Genomic DNA, 26,987 nt, shown 5'->3' with positions numbered 1-26,987 from the left:
ATTGAGCATTGCATCGATTGCAACCGCGGGTGCAACGATGCGGTGCGCAAGCGGCGGATTGTGGCGCGATTGGCACACTCATACAGTGACGGAATACCAGAACCGAGCATCTCACGGAGTGTCCGTCCCATGTTCCAGATCCGCCGCGCCGCCGATCGCGACCAGCGCAGCCATGGCTGGCACGAATTTCTTCACAGCTTTCCTCTCTCGTCCGGCCGGAGCGGGCCGGCGGCGTTTGGCGCGTTGCGCGAACTGAACGAGGAATGCATCGCACCGACCCGCGGCTACGGGATGCAGCCGTACCGCGACGCGGAAATCGTCACCTACGTGCTCGGCGGCGCGCTCGCGCATCGCGACAGCCTCGGCAACGGGGCGATCGTCCGCGCGGGCGGCGTGCAGCGCGTGAGCGCCGCCACCGGCGTCATGCTGAGCGAAACCAACGCATCGCGTGACGAGCCGTTGCGCCTGCTGCGGATCTGGCTTGCGCCGGCCGGCGCGGGCGCCCGTCCCGGCTACGCGCAGACGCGCTTTGCCGACGACGAGAAACGCGGGCGGCTGCGGCTGGTGGCGGCGCCGGACGGTGGCGATGGTGCGCTGTCGATCGGGGCGGACGCACGCATCTTCGCGGGGCTGATCGACGGCGATGAAGCGGCGGCGTTCGACGTGCCGGCCGGGCGCCGCGCATACGTGCACGTGGTGCGCGGCGACCTCGAGGTGAACGGCCGCGCGCTGGCCACGGGCGACGGCGCGCGGATCGGCGACGTGGACGCGGTGTCGTTCACGCGCGGCCGGGCGGCCGAGGTGCTGCTGTTCGACGTGGCCTGAAACGCAAAAAGGGGACGCGGGCCGGTGCCCGCGTCCCCTTCGATACCGCTCCGGGGAGCGGCCCGCCGGCTTACTGCGCCGGCGCCGACGCGGCCTTGGCCGCGCGATGCTGCTGCCAGCGCTCCTTCATCTTCTCGTGGCGCTGTTCCATCTTCGCGAACTGCTGTTTGAGCGCCGTGCTGACCATCGTCTTCTGCGGGTCGTTCAGCCCGTTGTAGAACGTGAGCCATGCGGCGGACGTCTGCTCGCGCAGTTGCGCGTTCTGCGACTCGGCCTGCTGGCGTGCCGAGTGCATCGCGCTCAGGTCGAGGATCGGCTGGTTCTGCTGCGCCTTGAACTGGTCGCGCATCTGCTCGTGGCTCTTGCGCATCGCTTCACGATTCTGCTTCATCGTGTTGACGGCCGCCTGCCATTGCTGTTCCTGCGACGCATTGAGCTTCAGCTGGTCGTGCAGTTTCATGATGGCGCCGAACGGGCCGCCTTCGTGCCCGCCGTGCATCTGGTGGGCGCCGGGGCCGCCCGGAGGCGGCATGTCGTTGGGCTGCGCGGCATGCGCGGTGCCGAATGCGAGAGCGAGCACGGTGGCGGCCGCGATGGCCACGCGGGAAGTCTTCTTATACATTTCAGAAACTCCTTGTATCCAAAGGGTCCGGCGATGCGGTGCCGGGAACGCCGAGTACCGCATCCGGTAAGACGCAGGTTAGCGATGCAGGCCGCTGCCGGTGTTACGTGGGGCGGCGACCGGGTTACCGCGCATTACACTTGCCTTGCGCGGTAACCCGCAGTAACCCTTTCGTCCCTTTGTTTCGTTCTTTGACCCCGCCCTCGCGCGGTAAACTTCGAGCCATGACTACCCAGATCCTCATCGTCGACGACGACCAAGAACTCCGAGACCTGCTGCGCGACTACCTCGTGCGCCAGGGGATGGAAGTGTCCGTGCTGCACGACGCGGCGACGCTCGAGAAGCGCCTCGAGCGAGAGCGGCCCGACCTGATCGTGCTGGACCTGATGATGCCGGGCGTCGACGGCCTCACCGCGCTGCGCCAGTTGCGCGCGGCCGGCGACGACATCCCCGTGATCATGCTGACCGCCCGCGCGGACGACGTCGACCGCATCGTCGGGCTCGAGCTCGGCGCGGACGACTACCTCGGCAAGCCGTTCAACCCGCGCGAGCTGCTCGCGCGCGTGCAGGCCGTGCTGCGCCGCCGCCGCGCGACGCCGTCGGCGGCGGCTCCCGAACAGCGCGAGCCGTTCGCATTCGGCCGCTTCGTGCTCGACTTCCAGGCGCGCACGCTGTCGGTCGACGGCAAGCCGGCCACGCTGTCGAGCAGTGAATTCGCGCTGCTGAAGATCTTCGTGAACCATGCGCTGCGCACGCTGACGCGCGAGCGGTTGCTCGAGCTCCTGCACGGGCCCGAGTACGACGGAACCGACCGCGGCATCGACGTCCAGGTGTGGCGCCTGCGCCGCATCCTCGAAACGGATCCGTCGACGCCGCGCTTCATCCAGACGGTCCGCGGGCGCGGCTACGTGTTCGTGCCCGACGGCGAGGCCCATGCGCAAACCCATTGATTCGCTGTTCGGGCGGCTGGCGCTGCTCGTCGTTGGCGTCCTGCTCCTGTCGCATTTCGCGTGGTTTTTCGCGATGCGGCTCGAGCGCAACCAGATGCAGACGCGTTATGCGGTCGAGGAGGCCGCGTTCCTGGTCGACGCGGTGCGCCAGCACGTCGAGCGCACGCCCGACCAGCCGTTGCCGTCGCGCGTGCGGCTCGTGACGCCGGACAGCGCCGACGTGCCGAAGGGCGGCGACGAGAACCTGCCGGCGCCGCTCAAGCGGTTCCGCGACGATGTCAGCGAGCGGATGCCGCCCGGCACGCGCGTCGAGATCGGCGCGCCCGGCCATCCGCCCGTGCTGTGGGTGAAGGAGCCGACCGATCGCAACTGGATCGTGGTGCCGGTTCAGCCGCTGCGGCCGCCACGCTCGCTCGACCGGATGCTGTTGTGGCTCGGCACGATCTTTTCGGCCGGCGTGATCGCCGCGCTGTTTGCCGCCTGGCAGCTGCAGCAGCCGCTGCGTTCGCTGGCGCGCGCGGTCGCGCGCTTCGGCCGCGGCCAGCCGGTGCCGCCGCTGCGCGAGCGCGGCCCGCGCGAGCTGCGCCAGCTCACGCATGGCTTCAACCAGATGGTGGAACAGGTGTCGCAAGCCGAGAGCGACCGTGCGGTGATGCTGGCGGGCGTGGCGCACGACCTGCGCACGCCGCTTGCGCGGATGCGCCTGCGGGCGGAAATGATGGACGACGTCCGGTTGCGCGATGGCGTCGTGCGCGACGTCGATTCGATGTCGCACATCGTGGATCAATTCCTGGTGTTTGCGCACGGCGGGTCCGATCGCAGCGAGCCGGTGCCGGTCGATCAGACGTGCGAGCGGATCGCGCGCAGCTATCGCGCGGTCGCGCCGAATGCGCCGACGGTCCAGACCCGGCTCGACGCCGATCCGGGCTTCCGGCTGCCGACGGCGACGCTCGACCGGATCCTGTCGAACCTGCTGGACAACGCCCATGCGTACGGTGCGCCGCCCGTGCTCATCGAGACGGCGCGCACGTCGACCGGCTACGTGTTGTCGGTCAGCGACAGCGGCGGCGGGATCGCGCCGCGCGACCTCGCGGCGGCCACGCGGCCGTTCGTGCGGCTCGACCCCGCGCGCGGCGGCAACGGCCACAGCGGGCTCGGGCTCGCGATCGTCGAGCGGCTCGTACTCAGGCTGGGCGGGGCGTGCGACATCGGCAACCGCCCCGAAGGCGGCCTGCGCGTCGCGATGACGTTCCCGTTCGAGGTCGTGCCGAAGGACGAACGCCACGCACAGGCCGCATGAGCGGCTGCGGCGCCAGCCCGGCCGGGCCGGCGCCGCGCGGCATCATTCGCCGAACAGCGTACCGAGCGTCTCGGCCGCGTTGCTGTCGATGGTGTTGTAGGTCACGCTGGTGGCCTCGAAGATGTAGACGGTCGTATACCGGCCGAGGCGTTCCAGGATTTCCTCCTGCAGCGATTCAGGCACGACGTTCATGTTCAGGTACCACGCCGTCGACGACAATCGCGTCTGGAACGACCCGTACTCCTGCATCAATTCGTAGAACGCGTCGGCATCCTGATCGCGGCAGACGATCACCAAGTTTCCTGCCATTCCCTTTCCTCCCGCTCGTCGATTGATCCCCAGGGCCTGTTGACATCGGGCACGCGCATGCGTTGCCATCGGACCGTCCGCAACAGACCCCACGGGCCAGCCCTGATCATACCCGCTTAGTCGTATCCGGCTGGTGACGTCCGACAGGGTTTGCGCGCGTGGGCGGATGGCGGGTTCACGGGCGGCCCGGATCACGGCATAATTCGTGCCTGCATGCCAGCCGAAAGACTGCGGCCGGGCTGCTCGACCCGCGCACCCGCCTTCCGCCCACGCGCCCGCCAGGCACGATCCGTGCACCGCGTGCGCCGTTCCCGGACGGTTGTACCTGAAATACAGGTTGGTGTAGTGTCGTGCCGTCGCGGGCCGGCTCGTCCGGGGCGCGGCAGCGCATGCACGCGCGGCGCCCCGCGCTCGCGCGATCGTCAGTCAATCGAATTACCGCACCCGTGCGCTTTGCCATGAATCAACATCGACTGCCGGCTTCGTTCGGCCTTACCGGGGAGAGCGCCTGATGGACGTCGGATTCTTCAATCCGAACCGGACCGCCAACGCGTCCGCGTGGCGCGTCCTGCCGAACCGGTGGGATTTCATCGCGTTTCCGCTGATCATCTGCCTGCTCGCGATGGCGATCGTCGGTTTCCACGAAACGATGGCGCCGATCGGCACCCTGCAGACGCAGAAGATCTCGCTCGACCCGTCGAACCTGCCCGAATACGCGTTGCGCACCACGCTGCGGATGCTCGCCGCGATGGTTGCGTCGCTTGCGTTCACGCTGATCTACGGTACGCTCGCCGCGAAAAGCCGGCGTGCCGGCATGGTGCTGATCCCGATCCTCGACATCCTGCAGTCGGTGCCGGTGCTCGGTTTCATCTCGTTCACGGTCACGTTCTTCCTCGCGCTGTTCCCGAGCCGCGTGCTCGGCGCCGAGCTCGCGGCGATCTTCGCGATCTTCACGAGCCAGGCGTGGAACATGACGTTCAGCTTCTACCAGTCGCTGCGCACGGTGCCGCGCGACCTGGACGAAGTGTCGCGCGGCTTCCACCTGACGTCGTGGCAGCGCTTCTGGAAGCTCGAAGTGCCGTTCTCGATGCCGGGCCTGATCTGGAACATGATGATGTCGATGTCGGGCGGCTGGTTCTTCGTCGTCGCGTCGGAGGCCATCACCGTCGGCAACCAGACCATCACGCTGCCGGGCATCGGCGCGTACCTCGCGCAGGCGATCTCGGACAAGAACCTCGGTGCGATCGGCTGGGTGATCCTCACGATGACCGTCGTGATCCTCGCGTACGACCAGCTCCTGTTCCGCCCGCTCATCGCGTGGGCCGACAAGTTCCGGATGGAAAACACCGCATCGGGCGATGCACCGCAGTCCTGGCTGCTCGACCTCGTGCGCCGCACACGGCTGATTCATCAGCTGCTCGTGCCGGCCGGCTGGTTCTTCGCGAAGGCCGCGCGGATTCCGCTGCGCCTGCCGCTGTCGGGTGCGATGCGCTTCTCGCTGCCGAAAGTCGAGAAGAAGGCGTCGCGCACGGTCGACATTGCGTGGGCGGGACTCCTGCTGATCGGCACGGCGTATATCGTGTGGCGCGTCATCAGCTTCGTGTCGACCGGGGTGACGATGACCGACGTCGGCCATGTGCTCGTGCTCGGGCTCATCACGCTGCTGCGCGTGGTCGTGCTGATCGCGATCGCGTCGGTGATCTGGGTGCCGATCGGTGTGTGGGTCGGGCTGCGCCCGAAGCTCGCCGAAAAGCTGCAGCCGCTCGCGCAGTTCCTCGCGGCGTTCCCGGCGAACCTGCTGTTTCCGGTGTTCGTGATCGTGATCGCGCGCTTCCACCTGAACCCCGACATCTGGCTGTCGCCGCTGATCGTGCTCGGCACCCAGTGGTATATCCTGTTCAACGTGATTGCCGGCGCGACGTCCTACCCGAACGACTATCGCGAAGCGGCGACGAACTTCCGCATCCGTGGCTGGCAGTGGTGGCGGCAGGCGATCCTGCCCGGCATCTTCCCGTACTACGTGACCGGCGCGATCACCGCATCGGGCGGTGCCTGGAACGCGAGCATCGTGTCGGAAGCCGTGCAGTGGGGCAATACCAAGATCGAGGCGCACGGCCTCGGCGCCTATATCGCGCAGACCACCGCGGCCGGCGATTTTCCGAAGATCATCCTGGGCATCGCCGTGATGTCCCTGTTCGTTACCCTGTTCAACCGCCTGCTGTGGCGTCCGCTGTATGCTTTCGCCGAAGCGAAGCTGCGGCTCGACTGAGACCGATTGAGAGCGAAACGCGATGCACAATCCGAATGCTGTAAACGCCCCCGTCCAGACGAACCAACCGCCGCGCCTCGGTGAGGAAATCCTGCGCGTCGATCATGTCTGTCGCGGCTTCAACAAGACGCAGGGCGAGCTGCTCGTGCTCGACGATGCGAACCTGTCGCTGCGCGAAGGCGAGATCGTCGGGCTGCTCGGCCGTTCCGGCTCGGGCAAGTCGACGCTGCTGCGCATCATCGCCGGGCTGATCGAGCCGACCGGCGGCGAAGTGACCTATCTCGGCCAGCCGCTGCGCGGCCCGGCCGAAGGCGTTGCGATGGTGTTCCAGACCTTCGCGCTGTTCCCGTGGCTCACCGTGCTGCAGAACGTCGAGGCCGGCCTCGAAGCGCTCGGCGTCGGCGCACGCGAGCGGCGCGAGCGTGCGCTTGCCGCGATCGACCTGATCGGTCTCGACGGTTTCGAGAACGCGTATCCGCGCGAGCTGTCGGGCGGCATGCGCCAGCGCGTGGGTTTTGCGCGCGCGCTCGTCGTCGATCCGACGATCCTGCTGATGGACGAGCCGTTCTCCGCGCTCGACGTGCTGACGGCCGAGACGCTGCGTACCGACCTGCTCGACCTGTGGACGCAGGGCCGCATGCCGATCAAGTCGGTGCTGATCGTCACGCACAACATCGAGGAAGCGGTATTCATGTGCGACCGGATCCTCGTGCTGTCGTCGAACCCGGGCCGCGTGATCGCCGAGATCAAGGTGCCGTTCAAGCATCCGCGCAATCGTCTCGACCCGGCGTTCCGCAAGCTCGTCGACGACATCTACGCGAAGATGACGGCCCGCCAGACCGGCGAGGCGACGAAGAAGGGGCTCGAACTCGGCAGCTGGCTGCCGCAGGTGTCGACCAACCTGATGGCCGGCCTGATCGAGACGCTCGCGATGGCGCCGTACCACGGCCGCGCGGACATGCCGGAAATCGCGCGCACGCTGCACCTCGAGGTCGACGACCTGTTCCCGATCGCCGAAGTGCTGCAGTACCTCGGTTTCGCGGACGTGCGGGAAGGGGACGTGTTCCTGACGCCGCCGGGGCGCGTGTTCGCGGAATTCGGCACGCAGGAGCGCAAGCTGATGTTCGCGGATCACCTGCTGAAGCATGTGCCGCTCGCCGCGCGGATCAAGAAGGTGCTGAACGAGCGCCCGGGCCATCGTGCGCCGCGCGTGCGCTTCGAGCAGGAGCTGGAGGATTTCCTGTCGGACGGCGCCGCCGAGGAGACGCTCGACGCGGTGATCGACTGGGGCCGTTATGGCGAGATCTTTTCGTACAACGACCAGACCGAGATTTTCAGTCTCGAGGACGTCGAGTCTTGATCGACATGCCGGGCCGTACGGCCCGGCAAGTGTGTATCCGCCGCGCGTCATACACCGCGCATCGCACGGTTACTGCAGATTCCCCCACCGGTCGACCGCCGGTTCCGCCGACGCCCACTTCCAGTGCGCGCCTTGCTGGCACGCATTCGCGAAATACCAGTCGGCCTTGTCGCCGTCCTTCATCGAGAACGCGAATTCCTTGCACATCGCGAGCGCCGACGAGTATGCGCGCGTGACGCGCACTTCGCCTTCGCCGTTTTCGAGCGGCAGCGTGTTCTTCACCTTCCACGGCTTCACATCGCCGACGGCCAGGCTGCCGGCCACCTTCGCGATCGCGTCCTGCTGGTTCTGATGGAGCTGCTTCATCGTGCGGTTGACGGCTTCGTCGGTCGCCGCCTGCACGGCAATCCCGACGCCGACGCCGACCGCCGGGTTCGCGGTGACGAGGCCCGTCGCCGCGCCGGCGAGTGCGCCGCTCGCCGCGCCGACCGACCCGCAGCCCGACAGCGTGGCCGTCGCCGCGCACAGCGCGCCGATGGCCGCGATACGAAGCGCGACGCTCATTGCAGCGCGCCCCAGCGTTCGGTCGCCGGTTCGGCCGACGCCCACTTCCACACGGGGCCGTCGCGGCAGATCGTGGCGACGTAGAACGCCGATTGCGCAGCCTTGTCGCCCTTGGCGGGCGTGTCGACCGCGAACACGATTTCCTTGCAGTCGAGCGGGCCGATGCTGATCATCCGGCTGACCGTCACGCGACCCTGCTCGTCGTCCTCGATCGGGAACGCGTGGTGCGTCGACCACGGCGCGACGCCGCCTACGTCGAGCGGGCCGGCGGCCTTCGCGATCTGTTCCTGTGTGTAGCGGTGTGCGACGCGCTGCGTGTACTGGACGCCTGCTCGCGCGCCGGCGACGGCGCCGAGGCCGATGCCCGTCGCGACGGCGGCGTTGCTGGTGACCTTGGAGGCGATCGCGGCGCCCGCGATACCGGCGCCGGCTGTCGCGCCCTCGCTGTACAGCGAGTTGCAGCCGGACAGCAGTGCGGCCGTGGCGATCACGGCCAGCACGACGCGCGCCGGCATGGCCCGGCGCGGCGATTCGAAACGATTGTTCATCCCTGAGTGCAAGTCCTGTCTGGGTGAGCGGCGTCGCATGCACGCCGTCATGCCGCGTCATTGTTTCGCAATTGTCATAGGAAAATTGCAAAGCTTTGACAAATCGCCAGACGGCAGGCCGCGCGCGTGCGCGCGGCGTCATTGTCGGACAGATGAATCCAGAGGGGTCGAAACGTTACAAATTGAAGGCAATTGTTACCTTGGCATGCAAGGAAGCGACCTAGACTTTTGAGTCATGGAACGTTTCTACGACGGCCTCGGGCCGCGCCGCACATGAGACACCCAGCCATGCGTCGTTCGAAACGGTTTTCGCCCCGGCCGCCGGACCCAGCGGCAGACCACCCGCGTCCGCGGACCGACGCGCCAGCGGCACCGCCTGCCGGCGCGCCCGGCGAGACGCCGTCCGACGGCGATCACAACCAGGGCGGCGCTCGTCCGGAAGGGCTCGACTATCAGCGGGATCTCGGCCAGGAGCAGGACGCTTGATGTCATTGCCGCCGCACTCGGCCGCTGTCTTTCACACCTGCATTGCTCACGTCTGAATCGCCGCACGGCCGCCTTCGAGGAGCCGTGTCCGCCGTGGTGCGCGTCGCGCGCCAGCCAATCGAATCGAGGAGGGGAAGCCGCATGAGCAGATTGATCGTGGTATCGAACCGTGTCGCCGCCGGCGAGGACACGCGCCCGAGCGCGGGTGGCCTGGCGGTCGGCGTGATGGACGCGCTGAAGGAAACGGGCGGTGTCTGGTTCGGCTGGAACGGCGAGATCGTCGGCGCGCCCGACGCCGAGCCCGCGATCCAGCGGGACGGCAACGTCACCTATGCGACGGTCGGGCTGACCCGGCGCGACTACGACCAGTACTACCGCGGCTTCTCGAATGCGACGCTGTGGCCGGTATTCCATTACCGCGGCGATCTCGCGCGCTTCGACCGCCAGGAGTACGCGGGCTATCTCCGCGTGAACGCGATGCTCGCCAAGCAGCTTGCCGCATTGCTGCGCCCCGACGACCTGATCTGGGTACACGACTATCACCTGTTGCCGTTCGCGCATTACCTGCGCGAGCTCGGCGTGAAGAACCCGATCGGCTTCTTCCTGCACATTCCGTTTCCGTCGCCCGACATGCTGCGTCTCGTGCCGCCGCACGAGGAACTCGTGAAGTTCATGTGCGCGTACGATGTCGCGGGCTTCCAGACCGAGAACGACAAGCAGGCGTTTACCGACTACATCGAGCGGCGCGGGATCGGCGCGGCGAGCGACGACGGGATGCTGCACGCGCACGGTCGCGTCGTGAAGGTCGCCGCCTATCCGATCGGCGTGCATCCCGACGCGATCGCGCAGGCGGCCGTCCAGTACGGCACACGCAAGCCGGTGAAGATGCTGCGCGAGGCGCTCGACGGCCGCAAGCTGGTGATGAGCGTCGACCGCCTCGATTACTCGAAGGGGCTGGTGGAGCGCTTCCAGTCGTTCGAGCGGATGCTCGCGAATGCGCCGGGCTGGCAGGGGCGCGTGTCGCTCCTGCAGATCGCGCCGCCGACGCGCTCCGACGTGAAGACCTATCAGGACATTCGCGAAACGCTCGAAGGCGAGGCGGGCCGGATCAACGGCCGCTTCTCGCAGCTCGACTGGACACCGATCCAGTACCTGAACCGCAAGTACGAGCGCAACCTGCTGATGGCGTTCTTCCGGATGTCGCAGGTGGGCTACGTGACGCCGTTGCGCGACGGGATGAATCTCGTCGCGAAGGAGTACGTCGCTTCGCAGGATCCGGCCGATCCGGGCGTGCTCGTGCTGTCGGAGTTCGCGGGCGCGGCAGCGGAGCTGACCGGCGCGCTTCTCGTCAATCCGTACGACCTGTCGCAGATGGCCGAGGCGCTCGAGCGCGCGCTGTCGATGCCGCTCGCGGAGCGGCAGGCACGCCACGAGGAGAACCTCGCGCGGCTGCGCGTGAATGACCTGTCGGTCTGGCGCGATACGTTCGTTGCCGACTTGCGCAGTGTCGCGGCCGCCGCGTCGGTCACGCGGCGCGCGGGCCGGCGGGTTGCGCATGCGTGATTTCATGCAGGAGCCCGGCGCCGCCGACGACGCGAGCGAAGACGCCGTACGCCGCTTCTTCGTCGTGACCGGTGGCCCGGGTTCGGGCAAGAGCACGTTGCTCGATGCGCTCGAGCACGCCGGTTTCGCGCGCTCGCAGGAAGCGGGCCGCGGCGTGACCCGCGACCAGATGGCGATCGACGGTCAGGCGTTGCCATGGCGCGACCCGGCCGCGTTCGCCGAGCTGATGCTGAGCTGGGAGATACGCTCGTACGATCTCGCGCGCCGCGCGCGCGGGCCCGTGTTCTTCGATCGTGGCGTGCCGGACGTGGTCGGCTACCTGAGACTGACGGGGCTGCCGGTGCCCGCGCATGCGCAAGCCGCGGCCCGCCGTTTCCGCTATCACCCGCGCGTGTTCATCGCGCCGCCGTGGCCCGACATCTATGCGCAGGACACCGAGCGCCGGCAGGATTTCGCGGAAGCCGTGCGCACCTACGACGCGATGGTCGAGTGCTACACGTCATATGGCTACCGGCTGATCGAATTGCCGCGCGATAGCGTGCAGGCGCGCGTGCGCTTCGTAATGGACGCGCTCGACGCGGCATGATGCCCGGCCGCGCGCGTGGTGCGTGGCGGCTTCAGGTCGCCGTGTCCGGGCGAGGCGACGTGATGCGCAGCATGCTGACGACCGCGGCCACCGCAGCGAATGCCGCGGCGACATAGAGCGCAGTCGTCGGCCCGCGATCGGGCGCGAGCCCGAAAATCAATGCGACGAGCGCGGCGCCAAGCGTCTGCCCGGTCAGCCGCGCGGTGCTCAGCATGCCGCCCGCGCCACCGCTGCGCTCGCGCGGCGCCGACGACAGCATCGCGCGGTTGTTCGGCGACTGGAACAACCCGAAGCCCGCACCGCACAGCGCCATCCGCCACACGATATCGACGGTGCCCGGGTGCGCGCCGATCGTCGCGAGCGACAACAGCCCGGCCGCGAATAGCGCGAGCCCGATCCCGCCAAGGATGCCAGCTGAATAGCGATCCGACAGCACGCCCGCGAGCGGCGCGGCGAACACGATCACGAGCGGCCACGGCGTCATGTACAGGCCCGTCTCGACCTGTGAGAAGCCGAGCGAATTCTGCAGCCAGAACGGCAGCGCGACGAACGCGAGCATCTGCGACGTGAACGACGCCATCGACGTATAGACCGACAGCGCGAACATCGGGATGCGCATCAGGTCGACCGGCAGCAGCGGCGCCGGCTGCGACAGCTGGCGCTTCACGAAGAAGTAGCCGACGACGAACGCGACGGCCAGCTCGGCCGCGACGTACGCATGGCCTTCGCCGTGGCCGAGCCCGTCTACGGCCGTGATCAGCAGCCCGAACACGCACGCGTTCATCAGCGCGCTCGGGAAATCGTACGGCGCATCGTGCAGCGGGTTGGCCGGCAGCGCGCGCAGGCTGCCGAGTACCGCGGCGATGCCGATCGGCACGTTGACCGCGAACAGCCACGGCCACGATGCGAACGACAGGATCGCGGACGCGACCGTCGGACCGATCGCCGACGACAGCGCCACCACCATCGCGTTGATCGACAGCCCGCGCCCGAGCATCGACGACGGGTAGATCATCCGCACGAGCGCCGCGTTGACGCTCATGATGCCGGCCGCGCCGAAGCCCTGGATTACGCGCATCACGGCCAGCATCGGCAGTGAGCCGGCGAGCGCGCAGCCGAGCGACGCCGCGGTGAACAGCGCGAGCCCTGCGATGTAGATGCGGCGATATCCGATGCGCTCGCCGAGCGATGCGAGCGGCAGCAGCGTGATCGTGACCGCGAGCTGGTACGCGTTGACGATCCAGATCGACGCGGCGTCGGATGCGTGCAGGTCGTGCGCGATCGTCGGCAGCGCGACGTTCGCGATGGCGCCGTCGAGCACGGCGAGCGTGATGCCCAGTGCGACGCAGACGATCGCCCAGTAGCGTTGCGGAAGCGGCAGGCCGGTATCGGCGTTCATGGCGGGAGCAGATGCGTGGTTGTCCGCGCGCCCGGTTGCCGGTTGCGTGCGCAACCATGCGAAAAGGGTGGAGGCGGCGATGAGCGGCCCGGCCGGCGCAACTGTGCTGGAGCGGGCCGGTCGAGTGTATCACCGGGCCGCATGGCGCGACGCCGGCACTCAGCCTTCGAAGTCGAGGCCGCCGAGCCGCACGAGCGGGTCGGCCTGTGTGCGCGACAGGAGATCGATGTCGCGCGCGCCCTGCCACGCGCCCAGCTTTTTCGGCAGCGCGGCCAGATAGTGCTCGAAGCGTTGCGGGCCGTCCGGCTCCATCAGCCGCTCGATTTCGTCGGTGTCCCAGGTCAGCTCGAGGTTCAGCGGATGCTCGAAGCCGCTGACATGCTCGTGCGGTGCGCTGCGGATCTGCACGCACGTCGGGTGCCCGTGGCCGCCATACGGGACGACGTCGGTCAGCACGTGATCGGCGAAGAAGGCGGCGATCGCCTGTGCGATGCGCGGGGCGAATTCGGTATCGAAACGGCGGGCGGTTTCGGGCTGCATGACGGCGTCTCCTGTATGCCGAAAATCGTAGCACGGCGCCGGCGCATTTCGATGTGCGTGATACCGGTAATCGCGCGTTACCACTTGCTGCATCTATTACGGCCGCAAGCCGCCACAATGCATCGCATCCAGTACCACTTCGCGTGGGAGTCCATCATGAAAAAAATTGCCGCAGTGTGTGTCCTCGCCGGTTCGCTTGCCGTGGCAGGTCCGGCGTCCGCACATGGTCGCGACGGTGGCGCCGTCATCGGCGCCTTGATCGGCGGTGCGGTGCTGGGCGCGATCGTGACGTCCGCGATGAATCCGCCCGTTGCATATCAGGCGCCCGCGTACCAGGCACCGGCCTATCAGCCGCCGACGTACTACCAGGCCCCCGCGTACCAGCAGCCTGCGTATCCGACCTACCAGCAGGCGCAGTACCAGGACGACGGCCCGAACTATTGCTACGACCGCTACCAGCGCGCGTATGTGTGCGGCGCGCCCGTATCGGGCGGCTACGCGCAGCCGGCCGGCTGGTAAGCAGGCGGCCGCGTGAAGCGCGAACGGTCGGCGCCACCGCCGTTCGCTTCGCCGCACCGGACGACAAAAGGCCCTCGCTTCATGCGAGGGCCTTCGCTTTTTGCGCGGCCGTCCGTTCGTCTGCGTGACGCGTCGGTCATCCTGACGCGCGGAGTGCGGATACAAACGGTTGCAAATGCATGGGTCAGTGGCGATGGCCTCCGCCTCCGCCGCCATCGTTCCAGTCGCCGCGGTGTCCGCCGCCGTGCCCCCAGCCGTTGCCGCGGTTGCCACGATCGCCGTCCCAGCGATGGTAATCGCGCCGGCCACGATCCCAGTCGCGTCCGCCGCCACCGCCCCAGATATTGACCGTGCCGTACACCGGCGACGGGGCGTACGCGTAGCCCGGCGCGGAATAGTAGGGCTGCCCGTAGCCGTATCCGGCATCCGGGGCGACGACGCAGCCGGCCAGCAGGGTGGCGACGCCGGCGGCGGCAATGAGCTTCAGCATGATGTTCTCCGTTGGTTCCCCTATAAGTACCGCGCAAGGGGATTGCCAGCTGTTTGCAATTGTGTCGTCAAATTACAGTGCCGTAAGGTGTTGCGACGAAAGTGTTAGCATCCGGGGCTCATTTGTTTTTCAGGAGTACATCGATGAAATTCGCGATCCGGGCCGCGCTGGCCGCCTTCTGCGTGACGACTGCTGCCGCCTGCGTGGCCGGGCCTGCGTCGGCGCCCGCCGTGCCGGCCGAGTCGATCAAGATGTTTCCGCAGGCAGCGGCCGGCCAGCAGCGCGTCGTGATTGCGCTGCCCGCACTCGAGAACGAAGGCGATGCGCGCGTGGAGCTGATGATCGGCAAGATGCTGCAGACCGACTGCAACCAGCAGTGGTTCGGCGGCGAGCTGACCGCCGAGGACGTGAAGGGTTGGGGCTATACGTACTACCAGCTCACCGACGTGAAAGGGCCGGCATCGACGCTGATGGCGTGCCCGGGCCAGGCGCCGCAGCAACGGTTCGTGCAGGTGCGCGGTGACGGCCAGCTGCTGCGCTACAACAGCCGCCTGCCGCTCGTCGTCTATGTGCCGGATGGCTTCGAGGTGCGCTATCGCGTGTGGCATGCGTCGAAGGACGTGCAGCACGCGGCGAAGCAGTAACGTTACGGCGCGGCCGCGACGTCCTGCCGTTACGTGCCGTGCGTATCGACGAGCGCTGGCCGCGCTGCCAGCGCGGCTTGCGCGACGGCCTCCAGATCGCGACGGCTTGCACCGTCGCGCGCCTGAATCGGCATCCCCTGCTGGACCGTCACGTAGTACCGCGCGATCGCGTCGAGGTTAGCTTGCGCCGCGATTTCGCCGGTCGCGACACCTTGGCTGAGGCGCTCGCGCAGATTCTCCACCGTGCGCTCGCGTATCGCGATCAGCGTCTGCCGAACCGTGTCGGAACGCTCGGCCGGGTGTTGCGCTGAGAGCACGACCAGGCAGCCGGCGTGATTTTTCGACCGGGTGGCGTTGCGTTCGTTATCGGCAGCCGAGCCGGTGATGCTCGGTTTCGAGATCGGCGCGCTTGTCGTAAGCGCGCAGCTCGTTGCGTGGTTTGCCGTCCCGGCCCATCCCGCGCACGACCTTCTGGCCTCGGTCGGGGGCATGCGTGACGGCGTCGATGCCGGCGGCCAGTTCACGGCAGCGTGAGTTGGGGGAGGAGGTTTCCGCGTGCGGTGCTGCTGCGTTCGTGATGTTGGCGATGCCAGGGCTTACATAGCGCTGCTTCGCGGGCGCGGTGAAGGTGTCGGCGGCGTTTGCCGTGCCGGTGATCGCTGAAAGCGCGGCGAGTGCCGCGATCGCTCGAATCATTGCGGGAGTCCGGGTGCTGAAGAAGGTTCGGAATTCTACGCAATGTATGCGTGAGAGGCAGGAGCGATCGGACGGGGTGCGATCGTGTGTCGCAGGAGACGCCGGGGGCTGAATGTTCTGCAATTTGTGCGCGGTGCGGCCAGTCAGCGCACACGCAACAGGGCATGCGGAAAGCAAAAAGCCCGCTTGCTTTCGCAGAGCGGGCTTCGGTATTGGTTGCGGGGATAGGATTTGAACCTATGACCTTCGGGTTATGAGCCCGACGAGCTGCCAGACTGCTCCACCCCGCGGCGCGAAGTGTACTAGGGCTGATGTGGGGAGTCAATCGATTGGTGCTTTGCGTCGAATGAATCTGCGCTTCACCTTCATCAAGCGTGACGATCTGGCGTGCAGGTTGGCTGCCGAGGCTTCCTGATCTGCTTCGACGTCAGGCGCTTTTCGTCGCCGTCGTTGCGGTGCTTGATCATGGGGAAGTGGATGAAGGTATGAGGATGGCTGGTCCCGACAAGGCTGAGCGGCCGATTCAGGCGTTTATCTCCAAATCTCCAACTCGTTTTGCACTAAGCGGACAGGCGACGACAGTCTGCGTCGACCGCAAAGCCAAACGGGGCAATGCTCTCCGGGATTCGAGGGGCGTCGACAACGTGTTTTCGAGGGGGGTGTCCGCGATGCGCCCCGATCGGGCATTGTTGCGCCGGCCGCAAGTGTTAGCGCGGCCGGAAAGCAGGGGACTCTGCGTCTAGGGCAAAGACGCGGGGGCTCACACCCGCGTTTTCTCTCTAGCCGCGACACTCCAAGGGGGTCATATTCATACCGAAATGCAGTGGACAGGCAGTACGGTGCCAACTCTGAAAACTCGTTGGGAGGCGCGCGACAAGGGAGGGCATATCCATACTGTTACGCCTTAAACGAAGCGCGGTCTGTCAACGGGGCGGAGATGACAGATTGCGGCAATGTCGCCGGACGCCAACCTCGAGAACGTAACAGGTGGTGCTATGAGCTTCCGGAGGCGGTTAAGCTGCCCACGAAAGGCCAAACTCGGCCGATCGACAACGGGCGCTAGATCGTCAACAATCACGATGCACTCTGCACGCCGTGAAGAGCCAGTGCTTGAATGAGAAAAATAACGGAGTAAGTTCAAATGAGCTTTCACACTCAGGTTTGGGTTCATCTGTTCGATGGCGAGCCGTTGAATGTTGCTAGCGTCCGCGACGAACTCTTGAAGTTTCTTGACGAATATTCGCTAAGCCACGACGTATTGACCGACCTCACCGAGGCATGTGGTTCGGCTCTACCAACTTCAACTCTCTTCTTTCTGAACAGCATGGCGATCGTCATGCTGTTCGACAAGTTGGCTTCATGCCTCCCGCATGCGTCGTTCGGAGTAAAGGGCTCTGGCGAAGATCACCGCGATATATGGGTGCGAGAGTATGCCGACGGAGTGGCCACCTTTGAAGCCGGGCCGTTCGACGAGTAAGCTGGGGGCAGTCCAACATCGACGCGCCCCGCCCATTGCCGGCAGTGAGGCGAAATGAGCGAGGTCGCGAGGAGGATGTTGATCCGCTCTTCGCGTTTCGCACCTGTATGTCAGTGAGAGGCATTGTTGGTATCTGTGTTGTTGGTATCGGCTGATACCAACAAAAATACCAACACTTTCTCCGGCTGTCACTGAGCAACGTTGGGTAACGATGGGCGCGAGATGGCCGCCAGACGGGCTTGAGCGGGGAGTTTCTTGTGAATCTTGGGGATGGTTTGGAGCATGACTGGTCCCCCGACAGAATTCATGCCTAGTTAGTACATGGAGCTGACGGGGGATTTGTGTGGATTTGTACCCCCAAAAATACCCCCGATTGATAGATGATTGGGTGTCGGTCTGTCAGCTGCCTGATCGATACCGAGTGCCTATGATGAACGAATACGAAGTCGAAATCGTGCAAGGCAAGCTGGATGTTGCTCTGTTCCACCTCTATCAGGCACGCCGTCACCACGTGCGCGACCAACATTTGCCTCCGGTAGTGCAAATGCTGGAGGAAGTGAAGGAACTACTCGACGGGCGGCGTCCAGACTGCGGCGTGTGAAGGCATTCGACCGTTGCCAGACGGTATCAGGCGGATAAACGGTGCTGGAAGGTGGGGCAGCTTCGATCAGCATCTGACCACGGAACCTTTAGTGGAGGTTGTCATGGCTGACGCGAATCCAACCGAGCTTGCCGGTCTGCCTGACTTCCATCCGACGACAAAGCAGCTTCGTCGATGGGATAGGCTGGACCGAGCGCAAGCCGCTTTCAATGTAACCTACTGGCAGGTTGTGGAGGATAGGCGGCTGCCAGATGGGCATCGATATCTTGGTGTTCCTTTATCGCCGATGCTTGCGACAAAGCAGGCGTGTCGAAAAGCCCACGCTGAGATCAAAGGCAAGCATCCACGTGCTTACCGAATGCGCGGAACGTTCTTTTTCCATTGGAACGATCCGAAGGATATCGCTGCGCGGCAATGGGCGTTGCGTGAGATTAGGCGCAGCTCCATATGACAGATAGCATAAACAGGTTTGCCCCTGCCTAGCTCGATGGAGCGAAAAGCCGGAAACCTTCATCGGCCTGGTATGGGCACCTGCTCGTGAGGGATCGCATTGAGGGATGCGGGATGACCAAAGAAGCGAAAAAGCCGGATGCGTTTGACGAGCTGATTGGCAATGCGGCTGCACGCTCGAAAAATAAGCGGCGCCTTGCAATGCAGACCGAACGGGGCAGGCGGTTAGAAAAGCGCAGGGGCCATATACCGCTATCTGCCGTATTTGAAGATGAAGACTTTAGGCGGCACTTCGACATCGCGAAGCGTAGCGCACACGGCAACCCTGAATTGATCCGAGCACTTGAGAAAGAACTGGTGAGCAACGCGGCGTCCTATGTGGAGACTAAAGTAAAGCGTCGCGAGGCTGCAATCGAGGGCGGGAGGGCTACTGCTTCGGTGCGTCAGCCCGACGTAGCGTCGGTGCATGATGCTATAGTCAAATACGCTTGCCAGCAACTCGAAAAAGGGAAAAAACCTCATGAGTTGGCATCAATAACGGCACGGCACTTTAAGTATTCAGACCGACGAGTACGTGACATTCTAAAAAATGCGGGCGTGATTAAGAAGAAAAACGGAAACGCGCCTTAGGATAGCCGACGAACGAAAATATACCTTGTCATTGCAAACAACGCCTAAGGAGGCACAGCAATGACGAACAAGGCAGCAAACGCGCAATCGCTCGGTGGCGCGCACCTTTCCATCCCGGATTCACTCCCGCTTGATGGTTTTTCGCGATGGAGTGATCTGCGACCCTTTATCCCTTTCTGCCGTGAAACGCTCCGCAAGCGCGAGAGGGAAGGTCGCTTCCCGCGCCGGCAACATCTCTCTCCACGTTGCACTGCGTGGCCGAACCGTGAACTCCATCGCTGGTTCGCCGATCCCGTCAGTTATCGGGTGGACTGCATCGAGCAATCGATGTGCGGAGTTTGACGGGAGGCCTAGGATGAATAAAAAAATGGCCACCCCGCAAAACAAGGCAGCCAGGAACGTCAATTCCAATAATAAAGATATGTCAGCCGCTGCGCAATGTAAGCGCGTGCTCGAATATCTCAGGGCCGATGGGCAAACGACCTACAGCTTGCGTGCCAGAGGTATTAGCCATCCCGCGCAACGCATCAAGGAGCTTGTCCGGCTCGGTTATCGCATTTGCTCGCATCGCGTCTCGGCCGTCGACTCAGACGGTTTCTTGCACGCCAATGTGGCGCGATACAGCCTGCTTGATCGCGAACCGGATCTTGTCGACATGATGGAGGCCGCGTGATGTATGGCGAACAAGCGGCGACACAGCAAGACCAGCCGCGATGCTGGTGGCTTTCTCGCGATTCCATGGAGCGTGCTCGACAGTCGGGCGTATCTGGGTCTTTCTCACCCTGCCAAGTCGCTCTTGCTCGAAATGGCGAGGCAGTACCACGGGGACGACAACGGGCGCTTGATAGCGACGCTGGCGTATCTCGGGCCTCGGGGCTGGACTTCGTACGACACGATTCAGCGAGCCAAGCAGGAGTTACTGGAAGCTGGATTGATCTACGAGACGGTAAAGGGACGGCGACCGAATCGAGCGAGCTGGTACGCACTGACGTGGCAGACATTGGATCGACTGGATGGGTACGACGAGGGAGCGGAAGCGGGCTTCGTTCGAAGTGCCTATCTCAAAACGATGCCCTTACACCGGGAGACGGTGTAGGGAGCACTCCTATTGCACCGGGAGACGGTGTAGAGACCGTCTCTCCTACACCGCCAGACGGTGCAATAGAGGCCGTTTTTGCCACTCTCTCTACACCGCCAGACGGTGACCCTCTAGAGAAGCCATCTACACAGGCAATTTCCCAGAAGGAGGTGCAGCGATGAACCAGCAATCGATGCTGCCCGATACCGAAACGTTACTGAAACAGAAGCGGCGGCAGGAAGAGGTCACGATGGCCGAGTTCCTTGATGCGTGCAAGGCCGCTGGCGAAAAGGCCATCCCTGCCGATGATCCGGCCTATCGCTACGCCGAGCGCGCCGGCATTCCCGATGATTTCCTTGAGATCGCCTGGCTGGAGTTTCGTGAGCGCCATCTCGACAACACGGCAAAGAAATACCGGGACTGGCGGGCGGCCTTCCGGAATGCGGTCCGGGACAACTGGTACCGTTTGTGGCGCTACGCCGACGGTGATTGCGTACTGACAGCCCAGGGTGAACAGGCGGCGCGTGTGCATGGCAAGGCAGTGCCGCAGCAACGTGGCAAGTTCGACCCTGTTGCATATGTGAATCGAAATCGAAAACCGATGCGCAGGAACAACTTCGACCAGATCGACTACCGGGAGGGGATCAATGACGACGGCTCGTTCTGAACAGATGGAAGCGGCTGAGCCGGCGATTGCATCCAGTTCCGTCGCGGCGATCGAGACCGGCGGCCAGCCCGCCGCCTCCGCTACGCATGCGGACAAAGAGCGTGCGGAAAAGCGCGGAACGACCGCCGCCGAAACCACCGCCGATTTGATGGCGCGACCGTCATTCATGGCGGCTCACACGGCAATGAGCTTTATTCCGGACTCGATGAAGGCGTACGGCCCGGCCAACGTTATCAGCATGTACGAGGAGTTTCACAGGCGTGTGAAAGGCGTTTGCGAGGGCGATATGACGACGCCCGAGGCGCTGCTTATCGCGCAGGCCATGTCGCTCAATTCGATCTACAACGAGTGCGCGCAGCTCGCGGGCGCGAATATCGCCAAGCGCCTCCCGCAGGCCGAAGTCCTCATGCGTATGGCTCTGAAAGCCCAGGCTCAATGTACGCAAACACTGCGAGTTCTGGGCGAGTTGAAGGCGCCCAAGTCGGTCGCGTTCATCAAGCAGCAGAACAATGCGGCGGGCAACCAGCAGGTCAACAACGGACCGGTGACGCAAGGCACGTCCGCGCGCACGAGCGAAGAATCGCCGGAACGATCAAACGAACTATTAAGAGACGAACGAGGGAGCAACCATGCCGCGACGCTGGACGCCTGAGCAGCGGGCTGCACAGGCGGAAAAGATCCGCAGATGGAAACCGTGGGAGCAATCCACGGGCCCGGTGACTGATGAGGGTAAAGCCGCGGCATCACAAAACGCGCTCGTACATGGCTTGCGCGCCCGTGACTGGCTCGCCTACCGGAAGCGTATTAACGACCTGCTGCGCGCCTTCAGGGCGTGCACAAAACAACTCTAAGAGGGCGACCGTGTGCCTTACACACTGGAAAATCAGCCCGACCTTCAATCTCGGGGAAGACACCAACTCCAGCACGCTTTGTGCGGACGTTACTTTTTTGGAACTTCTAAAACATGCAAGCCAGTCAAGTACCCACTAGTTTCCCAATCCCTTTTGCCAATTCTGCGGAGGCCGGCTACATCCGTCCGATCCCCGTTGCCAGCCAAATTGGCATTCAGAACGGTGCCGCAAGTTTGGCGGATGGATTCCCTCCCCTTGCGTTCCTGGCTGTCAATGCCGGGGGTGTCCCGCCCTTTGGGCAGGATATGAATGGCTTGCTCAATCAGATCACTGCCGGCGTCCAGTGGGAACAAGTCGGCGGTCAGCCGGTTTATAACGCGACCTTTGCGAACGCGATTGGTGGATATCCGAACGGTGCTGTACTTCAAAGTGGTGACGGTTCGGGATTTTGGCGTAACACTGTCGACAATAACAAAAGTGATCCGGACGCAGGCCCTGCTTCGTTCACTGGTTCGATTTCTGGCACCACACTTACTGTGACGGCGGTGTCGTCTGGCACCATGCAAGTAGGACAGATTCTATCTGGCACGGGCATTACGACGGGAACGCAAATTCTTGCGCTCGGAACCGGGACTGGTGGCACTGGAACGTACACGGTTAACAGTTCGCAGACAGCTTCAAGCACCACAATTACTGCCGCTGGCGGTTCTAATTGGTTGCCGGGTTCGTTCTATGGTTCGACGACGATTCCGGTAACGAATGCCAACATCACTTTGACGGCGGCTCAATATTCAAAACGCATTATTTTTATCACCGGAACACTTACCGGCAACGTTCAAGTCACATTCCCGAACACCACGCAAACTTGGTACGTGGTCAATCAGACCGTGCCTGGTTCGTACACCCTTTCTGTACTTGAAAACGGTGGCACACCCTTAGTCATTGTCCCGGGCGCCATTGAGATTCGTGGTGATGGTGCGAATACCAACGTCGATGCCTGGCAAGTTGGATCTGCGACTCAGAACCAACACGCCGTACAAGCCAACCAACTCTTTGGTGGTTTGAAGGGTATTTCTCGTTTCACATCAAGCAGCACATTTACGGTGCCTGCTCTTGTGACCACGATTTATATCAGCGCATGTGCTGGCGGTGGTGGTGGCGGCAGTGGCGCGAGCAACAACGGAGGTCAGTCGAGTCTTGTTGGTGGCGGGGGCGGCGGCGGCGGTGGAGCTGGTCAAAGCATTATTCGCCAACCTTATACCGTTACACCTGGGGCAAACATCCCGATCACGATCGGCGCAGCTGGCACAGGAGGTCCGTCGCCATCGAACGGCGCTGGGAGCGCTGGTACGGCCGGTGGCAATACCATCGTAGGCTCGCTTATTACGTTGACTGGCGGCGCCTCTGGTATTGGCGGCAACTCTGTTCAATCGAACAGCCCCGGCGGCGGTGGTGCGGGTGGAGCAGGTGGCGCAGGTTATCCGATAGGCGGCAACGGCTCCGATGGCAACTATGCAGGGAACGGCGGCGTTGGCGCGTCGTGTCCCTTTGGCGGAGGTGGTCCGAATGGCCGAGCTGGTACCACTGCAAACGGAGCGGCTGCAGCTTATGGATTTGGTTCGGGCGGCGGCGGCGGCGGTGGCGGCTATGGTTCCGCTTCCGCGGTGCCCGGTGGAAGCGGTGCTGCGGGTGCTCCGGGATTCGTTCTTATCGAATGGTGATGCTATGAGCAACTACGCCATCATTGAAAACGGAAACGTCATCAACGTGGTGGTGTGGGGTGGCGAGCCCGTAGCGGGCTCGCTAACGACCTTGTTGCACGCCTGCAGGAAGCAACTGAACCAAACCTAACGGAAATCCTATGAGCTTCACGCGCAAGAAAATCAATCTAACCTTCAAGCTGGGACAGGACACGAATGGCGTGCAATACACATTCGATGGCAAATATGACACGGTGACCGTTACCGGCCTGCGCATTCAGGCGACTATTGCCAATGCAGGGGGAGCATCAATGGGCGAGGCCTCGGTGATCGTGCATGGGCTCTCGCCGTCCCTGAGAAACCAGCTTTCCAACGTCAACCGGGCGGCTGATGGTCGACTATCGATTCAGTTCAACCAGCTCACCATCGAAGCCGGGGATGATATTGCTGGCATGAGCAGGATTTTCCAGGGGCAGATCTCGCAGGCTGTTCCCGATTTCGGGCGCGCACCCGATGTGAGTCTGGTTGTCACGGCGCACGGCGGCCTGCTTGAGGCGGTCAAGATGACGCCCGCGTTGAGTTTTCCGGGCTCCGCCGATGCTGCAGTCATCATGCAAAACCTTGCCACGGAGAACGGCTACACGTTTGAAAATAACGGTGTCTCGGTGATGCTGTCGACGCCCTACTTTCCCGGCTCCCCGAGGCGTCAGATGATGGCCTGCGCCACAGCGGCCGATATCAACTGGACAATCGATAACGGGACGCTGGCCATCTGGCCGAAGGGCGGTAGTCGCGGCGGCTCGGTACCGCTCATCTCGCCGGGCACGGGAATGATTGGCTACCCCTCCAGCGGCGGAATCAACGGCCTGGTGAATGTGCGCACGCTATTCAATCCACAGCTCGCCATCGGCAAGACGTGCCAGATACAAAGCGAGCTGCCTTTCGCCAACGGCAAGTTCGTCCTATTCGACATTGCACATGACCTCGAAAGCGAGACGCCTAACGGGCGGTGGGAAACCTCGTTCAGTGGGTCCACATTGGCTCTCTGAGTTGTCCAAAGTCGAATCGTCTGCGTGCCGGTTTGCACTTAGGCGGTTCGCAGTCACGTTCGCACGGTTTTGTCAGGTCGAGACCTGACATCGACCGTTAAGGAAAGCTGTAATCGAGCGGGTTTTTCGAGTCCCCATAATAGCGGGGGGAACAGGAAAAAGCGGCGATAGCGAAGCCACCAGGCGGTTGCAATGGGCTTGCGATCAGCCTCGTTCCCACACGCTTTGATGTGTCTCGGTTCACCTTTGGTGAAGCACCCGAGTCTCCACACGAACAGTTCCAACATGAAATTTCTGTCGGCTTGCCGCGATACGCTCGGCGTCTCGCATATTGTCCGCGACGATTGTGTGAGTATTTCCGTTCAGACGGCGCCCATCCTTGTCATACGCAACGGCTTCGATTCCATATGTCGGCATTGTCATTTCCTGATTCTGTTACTTCTTTGATTTGGCGATTTGATCTTCGATAGACTTTTTGTATGCCTCGGCAAACTTGGGAAGCCCTTCGGTTAATGTCCACTTGCCAATGTTGAATGCACCTTTCCCAAGTAGTTTAAGTCCCGCGATTGACCGTTCCTTGCTACCGTCTCCGTTGACCATCTTCGACCAGTCTTCGGAGAGGTTCATGTATTCGATGTTCCAGTTCTCAGCACCTTCCAACAATCTGCGATCGGCTTCTTCGTCCTCGTCGTGAGCGTCCTTGGTCGAATCGTTTTCCACTGGTCCTCTCCTTTGGGGAGTGCTCGTTGAATATAGTATCGGCGCTGCCCACAAAAACTTGAGTGGAGTCGGATTCCACTCATCGTAGCCAGTGACACGTGTCGGAAAGCCGGGCGTCATCAAACGTCATGGGGGCAATCATCTTGGGTAACGTCGCGCCCGAGAGCTTGCACTTGTTCGACAGGCGATCGGGCACCCCCAAAGTTGAGGCTAGCCCAATTTCCGTCCCCGTCTTAGTCAGAAGATCCGGCTCTTCGCGGCCGCCCGAACGGTGCACTAGCTGGCAAATTTTGCCGGCGTCATCCGCTGCAGTTCAGATCGCGTCGCCACAGGTTGTCGCTGCTTGGTCGGTCCCCTAACACTCGTTAAAGTTGCTGTTGAAGCCTCGGACACCACGATTCTCTGCTGCTGCGGGAGCGCGATTGCTGTACCTCCGGCATGGACCGCATGCCGTAAGGCGCTGCGCGCGATTCTGGGTGCCAAGTCGAGCGATCCCACACAGCTGCTTCCCACAATTCCGGCATACCCGGCTGGAACTTGATGCTGGCCACTTTCGGGCGGCCTCCATTATCGGCACGCATGAACGACATGGCCGTGCTAAACTATCTCCATGAAATCAACAGGTTGTGGGGCTTTTTGGGTGCCCCAAGAGAGGGGGGTATGTCTACAGTTAGCCGGAATCGCCTGATTAATGCCATTATTTTCTTCGCTCAGAACACTCATTTCTGCGGGAAAATAAAGCTCTTTAAGCTTTTGTATCTGCTCGACTTCGAGAATTTCAGCCACACCGGCAAGAGTGTTACCGGGTTCGAGTATCAAGCATGGAAGTTTGGGCCGGTGCCCATTGAGTTGATGCAGGAATGGGAGGGGCTTAATGCCGATCTTGCGTCCGTCGTATATATCGAGGAAGAGCGGATCATCGATTATGTTAGGCAAACGGTCAAAGTAAGGGAGGGTGTAATATTTGATGGGGATGATTTTACTCCTCGTCAAATCAATATTATGCGCGGCTTGGCTGATCGTTATTCGAACACCCGGTCGCCGACAATGATCGATGTTACACACGAGCAGAATGGAGCTTGGGACAAGGTATGGCACGGCGGCCAAGGCGCATTCAAAACTATCCCGTATGATCTTGCTGTACCTGAAGATGCGCCCAATCGTGCGGACATCTTGGAAATAGCAGCAGAGGAAGCGATGTATCAGGCAGCGCTCGAAGCTGAAAATAACGGTCAGTACGCTCACTAATGCCGCCCCCACTTTTTACTTCTGGACAGATCTGGAAGGACGATCGCTATTATCTCAATACGAAAACACAGCAATGGGAGCGTAAATATTATTTGGTGATGGCGACCAGTCCGGACGGATCGGATGCCTTGACGGCAGTATTTACCTCTAAACCCAATGGGTTGACCGACGACCCGGCATGTTCGACTGGTACGCCACGTGCCGGTCACTATGTTGGTATTCAGGGTGGCTTTCTTGTATTGGAAAGCTGGGTGGAGTTCAGTAGTATCAAAATCGTCGACTCTTATCTAATCAATCAGCAAGTCGGTAGCGGTCAGACCTCTCTGACGGTACAGACGCTTCCCCCCGCGCTCTTCTGCTCCGTTTTGCGATGTGCTCTGCAGGTTGAACTCGATATCTCGAACAGAGGTATTCGTTGGCTTCGCGATACCATCGCTGCTTTGAACTGTCCTTAAATAATAATCATCACCAGCTGGCGGAACCTGCTTCCGCCATTGGCTAGGCAGCGACTAGTGCATCTAGGTTAGTAGTACGGTTACTCGCCAACCACGTAGTGCAACGCTGCGGTCGGTCAGGTCGGCAGTGGCTATTGCACTAACGCTTGTGCCGCTTCTCCCGCTCATCGAGCGCCTGAACGACCTTGCCGGCCACGGTGTCGGCGAAGAGGTCCATCGTTCGGTCGTCGACTGGCGGTACTCCCTTCGCATCCCGTTCAAGGCTTTCTTCGAGCCGCCTCACGACCTCCGCATTCAGCGATCGGCCGTTCTCCTCCGCGAGCTCTGTCAGCCGGTCCTTCAATTCGACCGGCAGGCGCAGCTTCATTTGTGGATCTTCACGTGTCATGTC

34 protein-coding genes, 1 tRNA gene and 1 pseudogene are annotated in these 26,987 nt (G+C 62.9%); 24 read left to right on the top strand and 12 right to left on the bottom strand.

The window, feature by feature from the left end:
• Positions 1-129 precede the first annotated feature (129 nt).
• Positions 130-825, top strand: a complete 696-nt coding sequence (locus tag ACPTTC_RS14085; protein ID WP_423392827.1) for a pirin family protein — start codon at positions 130-132, stop codon at positions 823-825.
• Between the two features lie 70 nt (positions 826-895).
• Here ACPTTC_RS14085 and ACPTTC_RS14080 read toward each other — a convergent pair whose 3' ends face one another.
• Complete coding sequence (locus ACPTTC_RS14080; RefSeq protein ID WP_423392826.1) at positions 896-1,447, bottom strand: periplasmic heavy metal sensor; 552 nt, start codon at positions 1,445-1,447, stop codon at positions 896-898.
• 224 nt (positions 1,448-1,671) lie between these two features.
• Between ACPTTC_RS14080 and ACPTTC_RS14075 the strand changes: the two genes are divergently transcribed.
• Positions 1,672-2,397 carry a response regulator gene (locus ACPTTC_RS14075; protein ID WP_009693256.1) on the top strand — a complete coding sequence of 242 codons (726 nt, stop codon included), beginning with the start codon at positions 1,672-1,674 and terminating at the stop codon, positions 2,395-2,397.
• Positions 2,381-3,697, top strand: coding sequence for an ATP-binding protein (locus tag ACPTTC_RS14070; RefSeq protein ID WP_423392825.1), 1,317 nt, complete (start codon positions 2,381-2,383; stop codon positions 3,695-3,697). Before ACPTTC_RS14075 ends, ACPTTC_RS14070 begins: the two co-directional genes overlap by 17 nt.
• Positions 3,698-3,739: 42 nt before the next feature.
• Here the strand turns inward: ACPTTC_RS14070 and ACPTTC_RS14065 are convergent, their stop codons facing one another.
• The gene (locus tag ACPTTC_RS14065) at positions 3,740-4,006 is read right to left on the bottom strand and encodes a hypothetical protein (RefSeq protein ID WP_027786765.1); all 267 of its coding nucleotides are present in this window, start codon (positions 4,004-4,006) and stop codon (positions 3,740-3,742) included.
• A 511-nt stretch (positions 4,007-4,517) separates the two neighbouring features.
• Here ACPTTC_RS14065 and ACPTTC_RS14060 point away from each other — a divergent pair.
• Complete coding sequence (locus tag ACPTTC_RS14060) at positions 4,518-6,275, top strand: ABC transporter permease (protein ID WP_226198778.1); 1,758 nt, start codon at positions 4,518-4,520, stop codon at positions 6,273-6,275.
• A 22-nt stretch (positions 6,276-6,297) separates the two neighbouring features.
• A complete protein-coding gene (locus ACPTTC_RS14055; RefSeq protein WP_011352844.1) occupies positions 6,298-7,635 on the top strand; it encodes an AAA-associated domain-containing protein in 1,338 nt (445 codons plus the stop codon).
• 69 nt (positions 7,636-7,704) lie between these two features.
• Here the strand turns inward: ACPTTC_RS14055 and ACPTTC_RS14050 are convergent, their stop codons facing one another.
• Positions 7,705-8,199: a hypothetical protein gene (locus tag ACPTTC_RS14050; protein ID WP_423392824.1), complete on the bottom strand. Its 495-nt coding sequence runs from the start codon at positions 8,197-8,199 to the stop codon at positions 7,705-7,707.
• The gene (locus ACPTTC_RS14045; protein WP_423392823.1) at positions 8,196-8,747 is read right to left on the bottom strand and encodes a hypothetical protein; all 552 of its coding nucleotides are present in this window, start codon (positions 8,745-8,747) and stop codon (positions 8,196-8,198) included. Before ACPTTC_RS14045 ends, ACPTTC_RS14050 begins: the two co-directional genes overlap by 4 nt.
• 288 nt (positions 8,748-9,035) lie before the next feature.
• On the opposite strand from ACPTTC_RS14045, the gene ACPTTC_RS14040 reads away from it, so the two are divergent.
• The 3 genes from ACPTTC_RS14040 (at position 9,036) to ACPTTC_RS14030 (ending at position 11,382) form a co-directional block, all read left to right on the top strand.
• Entirely contained in the window at positions 9,036-9,233 is a 198-nt protein-coding gene (locus ACPTTC_RS14040) for a hypothetical protein (RefSeq protein WP_226198782.1), read from the top strand.
• 141 nt (positions 9,234-9,374) lie between these two features.
• Entirely contained in the window at positions 9,375-10,796 is a 1,422-nt protein-coding gene (gene otsA / locus ACPTTC_RS14035; RefSeq protein ID WP_423392822.1) for an alpha,alpha-trehalose-phosphate synthase (UDP-forming), read from the top strand.
• Positions 10,789-11,382 carry an AAA family ATPase gene (locus ACPTTC_RS14030; protein ID WP_423392821.1) on the top strand — a complete coding sequence of 198 codons (594 nt, stop codon included), beginning with the start codon at positions 10,789-10,791 and terminating at the stop codon, positions 11,380-11,382. Before otsA ends, ACPTTC_RS14030 begins: the two co-directional genes overlap by 8 nt.
• A 31-nt stretch (positions 11,383-11,413) precedes the next feature.
• On the opposite strand, the gene ACPTTC_RS14025 is transcribed toward ACPTTC_RS14030, so the two are convergent.
• Positions 11,414-12,781: an MFS transporter gene (locus tag ACPTTC_RS14025; RefSeq protein ID WP_226198785.1), complete on the bottom strand. Its 1,368-nt coding sequence runs from the start codon at positions 12,779-12,781 to the stop codon at positions 11,414-11,416.
• 159 nt (positions 12,782-12,940) lie between these two features.
• A complete protein-coding gene (locus tag ACPTTC_RS14020) occupies positions 12,941-13,321 on the bottom strand; it encodes a DUF5594 family protein (RefSeq protein ID WP_175951049.1) in 381 nt (126 codons plus the stop codon).
• Between the two features lie 117 nt (positions 13,322-13,438).
• Between ACPTTC_RS14020 and ACPTTC_RS14015 the strand changes: the two genes are divergently transcribed.
• Positions 13,439-13,840, top strand: a complete 402-nt coding sequence (locus ACPTTC_RS14015) for a hypothetical protein (protein ID WP_011352835.1) — start codon at positions 13,439-13,441, stop codon at positions 13,838-13,840.
• Between the two features lie 184 nt (positions 13,841-14,024).
• Here the strand turns inward: ACPTTC_RS14015 and ACPTTC_RS14010 are convergent, their stop codons facing one another.
• Positions 14,025-14,330 (bottom strand): hypothetical protein, encoded by a 306-nt coding sequence (locus ACPTTC_RS14010; RefSeq protein ID WP_423392820.1) that lies wholly within the window; start codon positions 14,328-14,330, stop codon positions 14,025-14,027.
• Between the two features lie 143 nt (positions 14,331-14,473).
• On the opposite strand from ACPTTC_RS14010, the gene eco reads away from it, so the two are divergent.
• Positions 14,474-14,974, top strand: a complete 501-nt coding sequence (eco, locus tag ACPTTC_RS14005) for a serine protease inhibitor ecotin (protein WP_175951052.1) — start codon at positions 14,474-14,476, stop codon at positions 14,972-14,974.
• 29 nt (positions 14,975-15,003) lie between these two features.
• On the opposite strand, the pseudogene ACPTTC_RS14000 reads toward eco, so the two are convergent.
• From ACPTTC_RS14000 to ACPTTC_RS13990, 3 genes and pseudogenes are all read right to left on the bottom strand, one after another.
• Positions 15,004-15,324: pseudogene (locus ACPTTC_RS14000) on the bottom strand (TetR family transcriptional regulator C-terminal domain-containing protein); the annotation flags it as partial.
• Between the two features lie 13 nt (positions 15,325-15,337).
• Positions 15,338-15,670, bottom strand: a complete 333-nt coding sequence (locus ACPTTC_RS13995) for a hypothetical protein (RefSeq protein ID WP_423392819.1) — start codon at positions 15,668-15,670, stop codon at positions 15,338-15,340.
• Positions 15,671-15,883: 213 nt separating this feature from the next.
• A tRNA-Met gene (locus ACPTTC_RS13990) sits at positions 15,884-15,960 on the bottom strand.
• Between the two features lie 851 nt (positions 15,961-16,811).
• Between ACPTTC_RS13990 and ACPTTC_RS13985 the strand changes: the two genes are divergently transcribed.
• The 12 genes from ACPTTC_RS13985 (at position 16,812) to ACPTTC_RS13930 (ending at position 24,173) form a co-directional block, all read left to right on the top strand.
• On the top strand, positions 16,812-17,147 hold the full coding sequence (locus ACPTTC_RS13985) for a hypothetical protein (RefSeq protein ID WP_423392818.1): 336 nt from the start codon (positions 16,812-16,814) through the stop codon (positions 17,145-17,147).
• Between the two features lie 430 nt (positions 17,148-17,577).
• Complete coding sequence (locus ACPTTC_RS13980) at positions 17,578-17,748, top strand: hypothetical protein (protein ID WP_423392817.1); 171 nt, start codon at positions 17,578-17,580, stop codon at positions 17,746-17,748.
• 103 nt (positions 17,749-17,851) lie between these two features.
• On the top strand, positions 17,852-18,199 hold the full coding sequence (locus ACPTTC_RS13975) for a hypothetical protein (protein ID WP_423392816.1): 348 nt from the start codon (positions 17,852-17,854) through the stop codon (positions 18,197-18,199).
• 113 nt (positions 18,200-18,312) lie between these two features.
• On the top strand, positions 18,313-18,828 hold the full coding sequence (locus ACPTTC_RS13970; protein WP_423392815.1) for a hypothetical protein: 516 nt from the start codon (positions 18,313-18,315) through the stop codon (positions 18,826-18,828).
• 60 nt (positions 18,829-18,888) lie between these two features.
• A complete protein-coding gene (locus ACPTTC_RS13965; protein ID WP_174916466.1) occupies positions 18,889-19,170 on the top strand; it encodes a helix-turn-helix transcriptional regulator in 282 nt (93 codons plus the stop codon).
• A gap of 13 nt (positions 19,171-19,183) precedes the next feature.
• Positions 19,184-19,501, top strand: coding sequence for a helix-turn-helix domain-containing protein (locus ACPTTC_RS13960; protein WP_423392814.1), 318 nt, complete (start codon positions 19,184-19,186; stop codon positions 19,499-19,501).
• 3 nt (positions 19,502-19,504) lie between these two features.
• Positions 19,505-19,924, top strand: a complete 420-nt coding sequence (locus ACPTTC_RS13955; protein WP_174916468.1) for a hypothetical protein — start codon at positions 19,505-19,507, stop codon at positions 19,922-19,924.
• A gap of 160 nt (positions 19,925-20,084) precedes the next feature.
• Positions 20,085-20,573, top strand: coding sequence for a hypothetical protein (locus ACPTTC_RS13950; RefSeq protein ID WP_423392813.1), 489 nt, complete (start codon positions 20,085-20,087; stop codon positions 20,571-20,573).
• Positions 20,554-21,225: a hypothetical protein gene (locus tag ACPTTC_RS13945; protein ID WP_423392812.1), complete on the top strand. Its 672-nt coding sequence runs from the start codon at positions 20,554-20,556 to the stop codon at positions 21,223-21,225. Before ACPTTC_RS13950 ends, ACPTTC_RS13945 begins: the two co-directional genes overlap by 20 nt.
• A 312-nt stretch (positions 21,226-21,537) precedes the next feature.
• Positions 21,538-23,145 (top strand): hypothetical protein, encoded by a 1,608-nt coding sequence (locus ACPTTC_RS13940; protein WP_423392811.1) that lies wholly within the window; start codon positions 21,538-21,540, stop codon positions 23,143-23,145.
• Positions 23,146-23,149: 4 nt separating this feature from the next.
• Positions 23,150-23,275 (top strand): hypothetical protein, encoded by a 126-nt coding sequence (locus tag ACPTTC_RS13935; RefSeq protein WP_423392810.1) that lies wholly within the window; start codon positions 23,150-23,152, stop codon positions 23,273-23,275.
• Positions 23,276-23,285: 10 nt separating this feature from the next.
• Positions 23,286-24,173 carry a baseplate hub protein gene (locus tag ACPTTC_RS13930; RefSeq protein WP_423392809.1) on the top strand — a complete coding sequence of 296 codons (888 nt, stop codon included), beginning with the start codon at positions 23,286-23,288 and terminating at the stop codon, positions 24,171-24,173.
• Between the two features lie 435 nt (positions 24,174-24,608).
• On the opposite strand, the gene ACPTTC_RS13925 is transcribed toward ACPTTC_RS13930, so the two are convergent.
• On the bottom strand, positions 24,609-24,893 hold the full coding sequence (locus tag ACPTTC_RS13925; RefSeq protein WP_423392808.1) for a hypothetical protein: 285 nt from the start codon (positions 24,891-24,893) through the stop codon (positions 24,609-24,611).
• Between the two features lie 540 nt (positions 24,894-25,433).
• Here ACPTTC_RS13925 and ACPTTC_RS13920 point away from each other — a divergent pair.
• Entirely contained in the window at positions 25,434-26,141 is a 708-nt protein-coding gene (locus ACPTTC_RS13920; protein ID WP_423392807.1) for a Panacea domain-containing protein, read from the top strand.
• Entirely contained in the window at positions 26,141-26,596 is a 456-nt protein-coding gene (locus ACPTTC_RS13915; RefSeq protein WP_423392806.1) for a hypothetical protein, read from the top strand. The genes ACPTTC_RS13920 and ACPTTC_RS13915 overlap by 1 nt, the downstream gene beginning before the upstream one ends.
• 139 nt (positions 26,597-26,735) lie before the next feature.
• On the opposite strand, the gene ACPTTC_RS13910 is transcribed toward ACPTTC_RS13915, so the two are convergent.
• A complete protein-coding gene (locus ACPTTC_RS13910; RefSeq protein ID WP_423392805.1) occupies positions 26,736-26,984 on the bottom strand; it encodes an Arc family DNA-binding protein in 249 nt (82 codons plus the stop codon).
• Between the last annotated feature and the right edge of the window lie 3 nt (positions 26,985-26,987).

This window comes from Burkholderia mycopellens, assembly GCF_964265025.1.
Lineage (GTDB): Bacteria > Pseudomonadota > Gammaproteobacteria > Burkholderiales > Burkholderiaceae > Burkholderia.
This window is presented reverse-complemented; position numbering and strand designations above follow the sequence as displayed.